Below are 12,470 nucleotides of genomic sequence, written 5' to 3' on the forward strand. Positions count from 1 at the left end.
TCACGAGTGCGGCGGCACGGGGCACCAGAACAGGCCACAGTTGAAGTTCGGCTGATGAAACGGCGGCGGGGGCGGGTACGGCGGAGGGTTGTCGGTGTCCCAACATTGGTTCCAGTACTTGTTCTCGCCCCAGGCCGGGTTCCACGGCTGGTTCGGGCACCAATGCGCTTGCGGCGGCGGCGCCGGCCGGGCCTGCGCGGTACCCGCCGTCAGCGCGAGTCCCGCCGTGGCGAGCCCACTAGTTAGCAGGGCCCCGGCGACAAGCCGGGTGAAGGTGTGGTGGATGTGCACGCTGCATTCCTTTGCTCAGGCGCCACTTCGGTCGGCGTCGTCGCAGCAAGTGCAGCCGGTCCGCCGCGCTACCGATCCCAATCTGCGCGCGTGCGGGGGAGGCCTACCGGCGTTGCGCGGCGGCCAATCGCTTTGCGAATTCCGGTGATTGGATGGAATAGGACTGCGGGCCGAGCTCGGCGCGCATGGCCAGCTGGTGTTGCTCGTTGTCCAGCGATCCCGGGCTGACGGTGGCGCGCATGGTGGCCTTGGTCGCCAGCACCACGTCGCGCGGTGCCGCCGCCGGGCCGGCGGCCAGCTCCAGCGCCGCGGCTACCGGATCGTCGGCGACGCTCAGCGCCAAGCCGTGCTGTACGGCGGCGTCGGCGTCGAAGCGCATGCCGAACAGCAGCGCGGCCCGCGCCACCTGGGGGCCGACGGCTCGCTGGAACATCCACGTCGCGCCCCCGCCCGGGTGTAGACCGAGCTTCTGGAATCGCGCGTCGAACACCGCGGCGGGTCCGGCGATGCGCACGTCGGCGGCCAGGGCCAGATTGAGACCCGCGCCCACCGCGGCGCCGTTGACGGCGGCAATGGTGGGCAGCCGGCAACCGCCGACGGCCATGAAGCCGTCGTAAAGCTGCTGCAGGCCCGCCTCGGCGGCGCCGCCGCCCGCCGCGCCCAGGGCGCTGAGGTCCGCGCCCGCGCAGAACGCCTTGCCGGCCCCGGTGACCACCACGGCATGCACCTCGGGATCGGCTTCGGCCCGCTCGACCGCCTCTCGCAGCAGGCCCGACGACTCGGCGGTGATCGCGTTGCGCCGATCGGGATCGTTGACGGTGATGAGCGCGACCCGGTTGGTGACGTTGAACAGGATCGGTTCGGACTGGGCCATCGGGCACCTCCGGCTTCGGGTCTTGGTGGCGGATCCGCCTGGGCGCACCGGTTTAACGGCGGCAGCGTCTTGGGCGAGGTAAGACTACTTCGCGCCCCGCACCCCGAGTCGGCCGGTGCGAGCGTGAATATCGAGAACCGTTAGGAAAAGGCGGGCATTCGACCGCTGGCGCAAAGGCGTAAACGTTTGCGGGGCCCGCAGCTGATATCGGAATCTACAAGCAATGCTGTGTTTATCAAAACATTATCTGCTGCTTTTCGCCCGCGCCGGTCGACGCCCGGGTCGACCTGGTGAAACAAGGGGTGGGCGCCCGCTCACGGGCCGGATGTCGGAGCTGGGCGCCGCCCTTGCCGCGCCACGGACGTTGCTCGGGCCGCGTTACAGCTCGGGTTTCGCTAACTTCTTCGCCAGCTCATCGAGTTCGGCCTGGCGCTCCCGCACCGCACACCCGCGCCGTTCCGTGCGCGCTCCGCGCATAACGGCCACCGGCAGCGCATCACTACGCAACTTGGTGTTGGCGTAATGTATTGCGGCATCGATCATTTCGATGTATCGCTCGGCATCGTGCTCGGCGCACGAACCCTCGATCCGCTGGATTTCATCCCAACAAGGATAGGAGGAATACCGGGCATCAAGTTGTTGCTGCGAGACTTGCGTTCCGAAGTAACAGCGCCAGTCGCGGCTTAGCCAACCCCGAGTTTTGACTTCGACTTTGATTCGATTGCCAACGCCGGCTATGAACCTCGGCTCCCCGACGCGCACTACCGGCTGCCAGTCATTCGACGCCATATTTCGCCAACCCCTCGAAGAGAAGACGCTGTAAGTAATGATCTCCCCGTAAGCGCCATCTGCTCGTTTTGACACGCTGTTCCCAGTTCGATTAAAGCGCAAACTTTTGACAGCGACTTCGAGTTTTGTGGGTCCGCGGACGCTATGGGACCCTCACCCGATTGCCATTTGCCGCGGTTGCGCGTGCGGGTTCGTGGCCATCAACGCGATCGCCAAAATGCGCCGTGACCTGCGCCAGCGCGCCAATCGCAAAGGTCATTAGATCGCGCTTCGTGCGGCTTGCGTCGGGGTGCCGCACCAATTCATCTTGCGTCCCGGCGGTCACTTCGGCCCCGGAGGCACCATCCGGTGACCATAAAGTGATTCCCGAATCCGATAGCGCATGCGCTATCGCTTTCGGCGATCGCGACCAATGATCGAGCCCGGCGGCGGTTGACCGGCTGGACTCGCCACGCGCACTCCGCGGCCAAGGATGCGTAGAGGATCCGCCAAGCGCCGGCGCCCAAGCTCATGTCAGCTCGAACGAGCAATCCCCATCGGCATCGACGCAAGGAGCACCTCATGCGGACCGCGAGCTCCAGGACCATGCGCTACAGGGCGCCTGCCTACCGGGCGTACGCGAGGACGCGCGATCGCCGACTCGGGTACGTGCGGCTGATGCTGGTCGCCGTCGCGACGGCCGGATTGATCGGCCTGGGGGTCGGTGTTGCCAGCCTCGATCGACCGCTGGCCGGCCGGCCCTGTCCGGTTCCGAATGTCACCACGCATGACGCCGCCGGCCTCACCTGGTCGTGCGACCCGGCGTCGCTCGGACATCACGAGGCGGTGTGGCAGTATGCGCCCGCGTCGTAGCCTCGATAGCACATGGGGCGCAACGGGTTTCGTTGCTAGCGCCCGCCGGTTGGAGATGCGCCTCGGCAAAGACGAACGAGCGCCACCATTAGCGCAGCTCTCACGTCCGGCAAGTCGCTCAAGACCGTGCGGCACGCGCCGGTCACCATGGTGGCCAGTTCGGCGACCTCAGAGCCGTCCGGCCACGAAAGTTGCTGCCTGGCTTGGCATTCCGGATCCTTGGTAGGACAGATCCGCCGCCGAGAACAACTCGTCGTGTGACGGCAGGGCCAGCGGGCCGCCCGGAGTGCATACCGGATCACCGGGCGCGCACAAGTCAATGGCCTTCGCCCCGTACCACGGGCTGACCACGCTCACCGGCGCCCCCAGATACCTGGCCGACGGATTTCCGAAGAGGGCCAGGGCGGCAACATGGTCGGCCTCGTCGGCCGTCAATATCTGAGGGATCAAGCCCGCGATCGGTGCCTGGGCGATGGTGATCAGATCTATCACCATCGCGCCCTGCGAATAGCCTCCGAGCACCAGTTTGGTGTTAGGACAGTTCGCCACCATGGACTGAACGTGGGCGTGCGCGTCGCCGGCGCCCGCCGACGCCGACGGTGCGAAATCCCCATCCGCGGGGTAGTTGACGGGATACACCCCGAGCGACCGGCCCCGGACCTGGGAGCGCAGCGAGTCCATGAACGCCTGTCCGACCCCGCCGACACCGGGTGGCTCGGCGGTGCCGCGGGCGAACGTGACCTCGATGTCCGGACAGGGCGAGGCAGACGCGGAGATCGGCGGACACAACGGCGACGAGCAAGCCGTCAGCACCGTGGCGGCCAGTACACGCGCTAATCGGCGTGCGTTCACGCACCAATGCTGACATATCGGGGCCGGAAAGGCACGGTCCGATCAGGGCCCAGCTAACGCGGGACATATGCCCGGACCGGCGTGCCGGCCGGCAAACTCGCGTGCCCCAGGCAATTCTTGGCCGACGGCTTAAGCGCTCACCGATTGGTCTATGGCGCAATGTTTCTCACGCTGCAAACGATCAGCGGCGATGTCCGCAATCCCCGCGATGATTCGGAGAGCTTCCTCGACAGTCGGGGAGCGTGCCGACCGCCCAACGGACCTGGCCTGAGGTCCGACCGAGTTATTTCTCCGCCATTGCCGGCATTGCGCCGTTGCGTTTGCAACCAGCGCAATACTCCTCATCCTGGTTCTGCGTTTCGTGTATGGAATTGCATTCAGGACATTCTTGAATGTATTTATGATTCGGATTCAAGCAAGCAGCCATAAGCTGTTGTTTTTGCCTGAATATGCTTGCTGAACTCTTATTGACCCTAGCCAACATCCTCGATAATTTCCCTGCTCAACGATGCAAATGGCCGACTCTCGTGGTCAGCTATCCGCGTTTGCCAATATCAATCACTGTTCCCAGCCGCGGCCGGTTGAAACCCCGGGTGAGGGTGCAACCTGCGCGCACCCGCGGAAATGGAGTAGCCGCCTACTCTAGACGGCTCACTTCGACGCGCCGGAGACTATTAACGTTCTCTTCCCATCTAGCGAAAGGTCCAGCCATGGCCATCGTCGCTACTACGATCGTCCATCCGAACCCTGGGGTCTCCTGGGACGACATTCAGAAGCAGCTGAAGCGAGCGACCGGGCTTGCCCGCAAACATGGCGCGGAGAACGTCACCGCGCTGGTCAACATGATCGGAGGTCAGGGCACCAACGCCATCGGCTTGATGTCGACTACCCAGGACTGGGCCACATATGGCCAGGTCCAGCAGAGCCTCAATGCTGACCCGGACTTCCAAAGCCTCCTCGTCGACGCGGCCCAAATGGCCACCTGGGAGAACTACGTCAGTCAGACGATCGAGGTCTAGCACCACGACCAGTTGATTTAGGTGATCGATCACCGTCGGTGGGGCGTTCGGTGTCTCACTTGCCGGCCCGCCGCCAATCGGTTAGGTAGTCAGCAGGACTGATTTCCCAGCCGGTAGGCGCCCGGTCTGCGACTGGACATCGTCGCCCCACCGACCGGGCGGCGCGCGGACCCCGCCGTCGGTGGACCTGCGGCGCCGCGTCGGGCAATAACCGAAGTCACCACGAATCTCGGTGCCCCCGGCACGACTCGAACGTGCGACCTAGGGATTAGAAGGCCCTTGCTCTATCCACCTGAGCTACGGAGGCAATGTGCAGGTCAGTCTATCCAACCGCGCCTGCCGACCCGATTCCCCGCCGCCACGCGCGCGAAAACCCTTACCGCGCCGCGTTTATCGGTTATCGTTGGGACCCTCGACACACGGACAACATCGGCCGGTCATGGGCCGTTAACCGCAACGAGGCGTGTGCATAACGTTCCAGAGGTGACGTGGCAATGAGCGTGGCCAGCAAGCAGACCTCGCCGTGTTCGTGGGCGGGGGCCCAGGTGGCACGGCTGGCAGCCGAAGCCCGGGATGTCTACCAACTCGGTAACCTGGTGCTGCGCGGTGGGCCGTTCGCGCTGGGCTGCTTCGCCGGCTGGCTTTTCACGGAGTTTCCTCCGCACGTGGTGACCGGCCACGCGCTGTCCCGCGTCTCGCATCCGTCCGTCGGCCGGGTAGGCACGACGCTGGCCGCCCAGCGGGCTGATCGAACCCTCACCGCCGCGCTCGAGGAGTCGTTCGGCCCCGAGTTTCGCGAACAGGTATGTCATCCCGCCGCCGTCGGCGCGCTGTGCGCCCCGCGCGGTCGACTGCTCGGCAGGCCCGGGCCGCACCGCCGGTATGCGTCGCAGACGTCCGACATCTCCTACGGTCCGAGCCCGCGCGACAACCTGCTGGACATCTGGCGGCGCGACGACTTGGCGCCAGGTTGCCGCGCACCCGTGCTGATCCAGGTGCCGGGCGGGGCATGGGCGCTCAACGGCCGGCGTCCGCAGGCCTACACGCTGATGAGCCGAATGGTCCAACTCGGCTGGATCTGCGTCTCGATCGACTACAGCAAGAGCCCGCGCGCCACCTTCCCCGCACACCTCATCGACGTCAAAAGGGCGATCGCGTGGGTCCGGGAGAACATCGCCGACTACGGCGGCGACCCCGATTTCATCGCGATCACCGGCGGCTCGGCGGGCGGGCACCTGGCCTCCCTGGCGGCGCTGACGCCGAACGACCCCGCCTCCCAGCCCGGTTTCGAAGAGGCCGACACCAGCGTGCAAGCGGTAGCGCCCTACTACGGCGTCTACGACTTCACCGACTTCGACAACATGCACCCACTGATGCTGCCGTTCCTCGAACAGTTCGTGATGAAGGCCCGCTACGCCGAGGCGCCCGAGCGCTTCACGGCGGCATCACCCGTCTCCTACGTGCACGCCGACGCGCCGCCCTTCTTCGTGTTGCACGGCCAGAAGGACGAGTTGGTGCCCAGCGGCCAGGCTCGCGCTTTCTGCGCGGCGTTGCGCGCGGCCGGGGCTGCCACGGTGGCGCACGCCGAACTCGGCAACGCCCACCACGCTTTCGACATCACGCCGACGGTCCGATCGCGGCTGGCCGCTGACGCCGTCGCCGATTTCCTCGGTGTCGTGTACGGACGGCGCGTCAGCTCCCTGCTGGATTCGCTGCCGCTGTCGGCCACTTCGGCCAGCTGAGGGTCGGCCGGAGGCCAGCTGAATCGGCGGCCCGGTGCTCGCCGCTCCTTTCACCAGCGTGGTAACCCGACTAGCGTTGGGTAGACCATTCGGGTCGGTGGTCCTAAAGGCAGGAGGCTTGAGCGACGGTGACAACGTTGGCGCGTCGAGCTGATGACCATGACTGAATCCGTCGAGGCGATCAAGTTGTCCGACGAACTCGGGCCGGTCGACTACCTACTGCACAGGGGAGAGGCAAACCCCCGCACCCGGTCCGGGATCATGGCCTTGGAGCTGCTGGACACCACGCCGGAATGGGAACAGTTCCGGAACCGATTCGAAAGCGCGTCCCGACGGGTGCTGCGGTTGCGCCAAAAGGTCGTCGTGCCGACCCTGCCGACGGCGTCGCCGCGCTGGGTGGTCGATCCCGACTTCAACCTGGATTTTCACGTGCGCCGGGTGCGTGTTTCCGAACCGGGCACGCCGCGTGAGGTATTCGATCTGGCCGACCTCATCCTGCAGTCGCCGATGGACATTTCGCGACCGTTGTGGACGGCCACCCTCGTCGAGGGCCTGGCCGACGGCAAGGCCGCAACGCTGCTGCATGTCAGCCACGCCGTCACCGACGGCGTGGGCGGGGTGCAGATGTTCGCCGAAATCTATGACCTCGAGCGCGATCCGCCGGCCAAGCCGACGCTGCCGCTGCCCGTGCCGCAGGACCTGACGTCCAATGACCTGATGCGCCAGGGCATTAACCACCTGCCGTTCGCCGTGGTCGGCGGCGTCATGAGCGCGCTGTCCGGGGCGGTATCGGCGGCCGGGCGGGCGGTCCTGGAACCGACGGCCACCGTCTCGGGAATCGTCGGGTACGCCATGTCGGGCATGCGGGTGCTCAACCGGGCCGCCGAGCCGTCGCCACTGCTGCGGCGGCGCAGCCTGGCCACCCGCAGCGAGGCGATCGACATCCCGCTCGCCGACCTGCACAAGGCCGCGAAAGCCGGCGGCGGGTCGATCAACGATGCCTACCTTGCCGGATTGTGCGGCGCCCTGCGCCGCTACCACGAGGCGTTCGGCGTGCCGATCAGCACGCTGCCGATGGCGGTGCCGGTCAACCTGAGGGCCGAAGCGGACACGGCCGGCGGCAACCGGTTCACGGGCGTCAACCTGGCGGCGCCGATCGGCACCGTGGACCCCGTCTCCCGGATGAAAAAGATTCGCGCCCAGATGACGCAGCGCCGCGACGAGCCCGCCATGAACATCATCGGCTCGCTGGCGCCGGTGCTCAGCGTCCTGCCGACCGCGGTGCTCGAAGGCATCACCGGGTCGGTGATCGGCTCCGACGTGCAGGCCAGCAACGTCCCGGTCTATCCCGGCGAGACCTACATCGCCGGAGCAAAAGTGTTGCGGCAGTACGGTATCGGTCCGCTGCCCGGCGTGGCGATGATGGTGGTGCTGATCTCGCGGGGCGGGTGGTGCACCATCACCGTGCGCTACGACCGGGCCGCGGTGCGAAACGAGGCGTTGTTCGCCCAATGCCTGCTGGAGGGTTTCGACGAGATCCTGGCGCTGGGAGGCGACCCGCCACCGCAGGCGGTGCCCGCCTCGTTCACCGAGTCGGCGGTGTCCACTCGATCGGTGGCCGGCTCATGAGCACCTCGAAGCAGCAGGGGGACAAGGACGAAACGGCCGGAGCGGACCTGCGGCTGCCCGGCTCGGTGGCCGAGATCATGGCCAGCCCCGAAGGACCGAAGATCGGCGCGTTCTTCGACTTGGACGGCACGCTGGTCGCCGGATTCACCGCGGTCATCCTGACCCAGGAGCGGCTGCTGCGCCGCGACATGGGAGTGAGTGAACTGCTCGGTATGGTGCAGGCCGGCTTGAGCCACACCCTCGGTCGTATCGAGTTCGAGGACCTCATCGGCAAGGCCGCCAAGGCGCTCACCGGGCGACTGCTCGACGACCTGGAAGAGATCGGCGAGCGAATGTTCGTCCAGCGCATCGAATCCCGGATCTACCCGGAGATGCGTGAGCTGGTCCGCGCCCACATGGCCCGCGGCCACACCGTGGTGCTCAGTTCGTCGGCGCTGACCATCCAGGTCAATCCCGTCGCGCGGTTCCTCGGCATCCCCAACATGCTCACCAACAAGTTCGAGACCACCGAGGACGGCTTGCTCACCGGGTCCGTCCAGAAGCCGATTCTCTGGGGTCCCGGCAAAGCCGCTGCGGTACAACGCTTTGCCGCCGAGCACGGCATCGATCTCAAGGACAGTTACTTCTACGCCGACGGTGACGAGGACGTCGCCCTGATGTATCTGGTCGGCAATCCCCGGCCGACGAATCCCGAAGGGAAAATGGCGGCGGTGGCCAAGCGCCGCGGTTGGCCCATCCTGAGATTCAGCAGCCGAGGTCCGGTGGGCCTGCGACGGCAGGTGCGTACCCTTGCCGGACTGGGCTCGATTGTCCCCGTCGGCGCGGGCGCAGTGGCAATGGGCGTGCTGACCGGTAGCCGGCGGCGGGGCGCCAATTTCTTTACTTCCATTTTTTCCCAAACCGTGCTGGCGACCACGGGAGTGCACCTCAATGTCGTCGGGAGAGAAAATCTGACCGCGCAACGTCCGGCCGTTTTCATCTACAACCACCGCAATCAGGTGGATCCGGTGATCGCGGGTGCGCTGGTCAACGACAACTGGGTTGCCGTGGCCAAGAAGGAATTACAGAAGAACCCGATCATGGCCCTGCTCGGCAAAGCGTTGGACGGGGTTTTCATCGACCGAGACGATTCGGCCTCCGCGCTGGAGACGATGCGCATTGTCGAGGAGCGGGCCAAGAACGGACTTTCCATTGTGATGGCGCCGGAGGGCACCCGGCTGGACACCAACGAGGTCGGCCCCTTCAAAAAGGGTCCATTTCGTCTCGCGATGGCCGCCGGCATCCCGATCGTTCCGATCGTGATTCGCAACGCCGAGCTGGTCGCCGCCCGGAACTCGACCGTCATCAACCCGGGCACCGTCGACGTCGCGGTCTTCCCGCCGATCTCGGTGCAGGACTGGACGCTTGACGCGCTGCCGGACCGCATCGCCGAAGTGCGCCAGCTCTACCTGGATACGCTCGCCAACTGGCCCGTCGACGAACTGCCCGAGGTCGACCTGTACGCGGAGAAGAAGGCGGCCGAGAAGGCACAGAGCCGGACCGCCAAGGCACCCGCGAAGAAGGCACCCGCCAAGAAGGCACCCGCCGAGAACGCGCCGGCGAAGAAGGCACCTGCCAAGAAGGCACCTGCCAAGAAGGCACCCGCCAAGAAGGCACCCGCCAAGAAGGCGCCTGCCAAGAAGGCACCCGCCAAGAAAGCACCCGCAAAGAAGGCGCCGGCGAAGAAGGCCGCGTCGAAAGCCAAGGCACCCAAGGCAACTCCGCATGAATCCGAGGCCGCCCGCAAAGACGGCGAGGCGCAACGGCCCGCGACCAAGGCGGCGCTCGGCAACGCCGAGTCACCGAAATCGCCGCACCGAGGGCATCCGTGACCGAACCGGCCGCGGATACCAGCGCCATCCTTGCCGGGACTGACTCGCTGATATTGGCGTCAATGACCTCGCCGGTCGAGATGGACCTGGTGACGGCGTGGATGGAGCAACAACGCGCCGGGCACCCGGGCGCGAATTTCGACCTGGTCAAGCTGCCGGCGCTCGATGCGCCGCCGGACGTGATGACGGCGCTGGCCGAACAGCTCGAATCCCGGGAAGACCGTTCCATCGTGCCGGTGCGGGTGTTCTGGCTGCCGGAGCCGGATCGCGGCCGGGTCGCCAAGCTGGCCGGCCTGCTGCCCGGCCGGGATCCGTACCACCCCAACCAGCGCCAGCAAGAACGGATCGTGCGCACCGCGCCCCAGCGGGCACGGGTGGTGGCCGGCGAAGCCGCGACGGTCGCCGAGCTGCGCCGGCAATGGCGCGACACCACCGTCGGAGACGACCGGTACGACTTCGCCCAATTCGTGATCCGCCGCGCGATCTTGGCGATGGAACGCGTCGAGTACCGGATCCTCGGACCGCAGTACAAGTCGCCGCGGCTGGTTAAACCAGAGATCTTGGCCTCCAACCGGTTTCGCCGCGGCCTGGCGACAATTCCCGGCGCCACCGTCGAGGAAGCCGGAAAGATGCTCGACGAACTCGCTACCGGCTGGAGCCGGGCATCGGTCGACCTCGTCGGGGTTCTCGGCAGGATGATCAGCCGCGGGTTCGACCCCGAGATCGACTACGACGAGTATCAGGTCGCGGCGATGCGGGTCGGCCTGGAAGCCCACCCGGCGGTGTTGTTGTTTTCGCACCGGTCCTACATCGACGGCGCGGTGGTGCCGGTCGCCATGCAGGACAACCGATTACCGCCGGTGCACGTGTTCGCCGGTATCAACTTGTCGTTCGGTGCCATGGGCCCGCTGCTGCGACGTTCCGGGGTCATCTTCATCCGCCGCAACATCGGTAACGACGCGCTCTACAAGTACGTGCTGCGCGAATACGTCGGCTACATCGTCGAAAAGCGGTTCAACCTGAGCTGGTCCATCGAGGGCACCCGCTCGCGCACCGGCAAGATGTTGCCGCCCAAGCTGGGGTTGCTGGCCTATGTCGCCGACGCCTACCTCGATGGCCGCAGCGAAGACATTCTGCTGCAACCGGTCTCGATCAGCTTCGACCAGCTGCACGAGACCGCGGAGTACGCCGCCTACGCCCGCGGCGGCGAGAAGACACCCGAAGGTGTGGGCTGGCTGTACAACTTCATCCGGGCGCAGGGTGAACGCAACTACGGCAAGATCTACGTCCGTTTCCCGGAAGCCGTGTCGATGCGCCACTACCTGGGCGCGCCGCACGGCCCGCTGGCCGAGGATCCGGACGCCAAACGCCTTGCGCTGCAGAAGATGTCATTCGAGGTCGCCTGGCGGATACTGCAGGCGACGCCGGTGACGGCGACGGGTCTGGTGTGCGCGCTGCTGCTGACCACGCGCGGGGCGGCGCTGACCCTCGGCCAGCTGCACCACACCCTGCAGGATTCGCTGGATTACCTAGAACGCAAACACAATCCGATGTCCACCAGCGCGTTGCGGCTGCGCACGCAAGACGGGGTACGCGCCGCGGTCGACGCACTGTCCAACGGACATCCCATCACCCGGGTCGACGGCGGCCGGGAACCGGTGTGGCGCATCGCGCCCGAAGAACAGCACGCCGCGGCCTTCTACCGCAACTCGGTGATCCACGCCTTTCTGGAGACCTCGATCGTTGAGCTCGCCCTGGCGCACGCCCGCCACGCCGACGGCGACCGCATGGCCGCGTTCTGGGCCCAGGCGATGCGGCTGCGCCATCTGCTGAAGTTCGACTTCTATTTCGCCGACTCGGCGACATTCCGGGACAACATCGCCGAAGAGATGGCCTGGCACGACAATTGGGAAGCCCACGTCGCGGCCGGGGGCGACGAGATCGACGCGCTGTTGTTCGCCAAGCGTCCGTTGATGGCGGACGCGATGTTGCGGGTGTTCTTCGAGGCCTACGAGATCGTCGCCGATGTGTTGCGGGACGCGCCTGCGGACATCGGGCACAAGGAACTGACCGACTTGGCGTTGGGCGTCGGGCGACAGTACGTGGCGCAGACCCGGATCCGCAGCAGCGAATCGGTCTCGACGCTGCTGTTCGCCACCGCGCGCCAGGTCGTCGAGGATCAGGACCTGATCGCGGCCGCGCCTGACCTGGCCGAAAGGCGTCGTGCCTTCCTGCATGAGCTGCGCGACATCCTGCACGACCTCGACTACGCCGGGCGGATCGCGCGCGATCAGTTCGTGGCCCGCGAGGCCAAGGCCCGCCAGGACCTTCTGGCCAGCCAGCCTCGGTAGCCGGTCGGGGCCGCCCCATACCCTGGACGTATGACCGTCGCCCCGCCGGCTGGCAGGGCCTCGACCGAGGCCTTCGCCCAGCGCCGCACGCTGGTGTGGCCGGTGCTGGCCGGGGTGGCCGTGCTGGCGGGCTGCACCGCCGCCGGCATCGGGGCCCTCTCGCTGGCCAGCTCGCTGACGGTGACGGGCCTGCCCGACCC

General features: G+C 66.5%; 10 protein-coding genes and 1 tRNA gene. 6 read left to right on the plus strand and 5 right to left on the minus strand.

Annotated elements, in window-relative coordinates; all coding sequences use genetic code 11:
- The 3 genes from A5622_RS29095 to A5622_RS10595 all read right to left on the minus strand — a co-directional run bounded on the left by A5622_RS29095 (position 1) and on the right by A5622_RS10595 (position 1,954).
- Positions 1-291, minus strand: a complete 291-nt coding sequence (locus A5622_RS29095) for a hypothetical protein (protein WP_156748724.1) — start codon at positions 289-291, stop codon at positions 1-3.
- 103 nt (positions 292-394) lie between these two features.
- Complete coding sequence (locus A5622_RS10590; protein ID WP_066860300.1) at positions 395-1,165, minus strand: enoyl-CoA hydratase; 771 nt, start codon at positions 1,163-1,165, stop codon at positions 395-397.
- 378 nt (positions 1,166-1,543) lie between these two features.
- Positions 1,544-1,954, minus strand: a complete 411-nt coding sequence (locus A5622_RS10595) for a hypothetical protein (RefSeq protein ID WP_066860297.1) — start codon at positions 1,952-1,954, stop codon at positions 1,544-1,546.
- Positions 1,955-2,515: 561 nt separating this feature from the next.
- On the opposite strand from A5622_RS10595, the gene A5622_RS10600 reads away from it, so the two are divergent.
- Complete coding sequence (locus A5622_RS10600; RefSeq protein WP_156752915.1) at positions 2,516-2,806, plus strand: hypothetical protein; 291 nt, start codon at positions 2,516-2,518, stop codon at positions 2,804-2,806.
- A 168-nt stretch (positions 2,807-2,974) separates the two neighbouring features.
- On the opposite strand, the gene A5622_RS10605 is transcribed toward A5622_RS10600, so the two are convergent.
- On the minus strand, positions 2,975-3,658 hold the full coding sequence (locus A5622_RS10605; protein ID WP_066878370.1) for a cutinase family protein: 684 nt from the start codon (positions 3,656-3,658) through the stop codon (positions 2,975-2,977).
- Positions 3,659-4,368: 710 nt separating this feature from the next.
- Here A5622_RS10605 and A5622_RS10610 point away from each other — a divergent pair.
- Positions 4,369-4,677 carry a hypothetical protein gene (locus tag A5622_RS10610; RefSeq protein ID WP_066860288.1) on the plus strand — a complete coding sequence of 103 codons (309 nt, stop codon included), beginning with the start codon at positions 4,369-4,371 and terminating at the stop codon, positions 4,675-4,677.
- A gap of 233 nt (positions 4,678-4,910) precedes the next feature.
- On the opposite strand, the gene A5622_RS10615 is transcribed toward A5622_RS10610, so the two are convergent.
- Positions 4,911-4,984: transfer RNA gene (locus tag A5622_RS10615), tRNA-Arg, on the minus strand.
- Between the two features lie 187 nt (positions 4,985-5,171).
- Between A5622_RS10615 and A5622_RS10620 the strand changes: the two genes are divergently transcribed.
- The 4 genes from A5622_RS10620 to A5622_RS10635 all read left to right on the plus strand — a co-directional run bounded on the left by A5622_RS10620 (position 5,172) and on the right by A5622_RS10635 (position 12,270).
- On the plus strand, positions 5,172-6,419 hold the full coding sequence (locus tag A5622_RS10620) for an alpha/beta hydrolase (RefSeq protein WP_066878372.1): 1,248 nt from the start codon (positions 5,172-5,174) through the stop codon (positions 6,417-6,419).
- A 159-nt stretch (positions 6,420-6,578) separates the two neighbouring features.
- Positions 6,579-8,048, plus strand: a complete 1,470-nt coding sequence (locus A5622_RS10625; protein ID WP_156752916.1) for a wax ester/triacylglycerol synthase family O-acyltransferase — start codon at positions 6,579-6,581, stop codon at positions 8,046-8,048.
- Positions 8,045-9,919 carry an HAD-IB family hydrolase/lysophospholipid acyltransferase family protein gene (locus A5622_RS10630; RefSeq protein WP_066878376.1) on the plus strand — a complete coding sequence of 625 codons (1,875 nt, stop codon included), beginning with the start codon at positions 8,045-8,047 and terminating at the stop codon, positions 9,917-9,919. Before A5622_RS10625 ends, A5622_RS10630 begins: the two co-directional genes overlap by 4 nt.
- The gene (locus A5622_RS10635; protein WP_066878378.1) at positions 9,916-12,270 is read left to right on the plus strand and encodes a glycerol-3-phosphate 1-O-acyltransferase; all 2,355 of its coding nucleotides are present in this window, start codon (positions 9,916-9,918) and stop codon (positions 12,268-12,270) included. The genes A5622_RS10630 and A5622_RS10635 overlap by 4 nt, the downstream gene beginning before the upstream one ends.
- Positions 12,271-12,470: the final 200 nt, after the last annotated feature.

It is taken from the genome of Mycobacterium sp. 1245801.1, assembly GCF_001673055.1.
GTDB classification, from domain to species: domain Bacteria; phylum Actinomycetota; class Actinomycetes; order Mycobacteriales; family Mycobacteriaceae; genus Mycobacterium; species Mycobacterium europaeum_A.

Excerpts from the sequence above, each read along its gene's own strand:
- A5622_RS10590 (WP_066860300.1), bottom strand. The coding sequence starts at position 1,165 with ATGGCCCAGTCCGAACCGATCCTGTTCAACGTCACCAACCGGGTCGCG.
- A5622_RS10595 (WP_066860297.1), bottom strand. The coding sequence starts at position 1,954 with ATGGCGTCGAATGACTGGCAGCCGGTAGTGCGCGTCGGGGAGCCGAGG.
- A5622_RS10600 (WP_156752915.1), top strand. The coding sequence starts at position 2,516 with ATGCGGACCGCGAGCTCCAGGACCATGCGCTACAGGGCGCCTGCCTAC.
- A5622_RS10610 (WP_066860288.1), top strand. The coding sequence starts at position 4,369 with ATGGCCATCGTCGCTACTACGATCGTCCATCCGAACCCTGGGGTCTCC.
- A5622_RS10620 (WP_066878372.1), top strand. The coding sequence starts at position 5,172 with ATGAGCGTGGCCAGCAAGCAGACCTCGCCGTGTTCGTGGGCGGGGGCC.
- A5622_RS10625 (WP_156752916.1), top strand. The coding sequence starts at position 6,579 with ATGACTGAATCCGTCGAGGCGATCAAGTTGTCCGACGAACTCGGGCCG.
- A5622_RS10630 (WP_066878376.1), top strand. The coding sequence starts at position 8,045 with ATGAGCACCTCGAAGCAGCAGGGGGACAAGGACGAAACGGCCGGAGCG.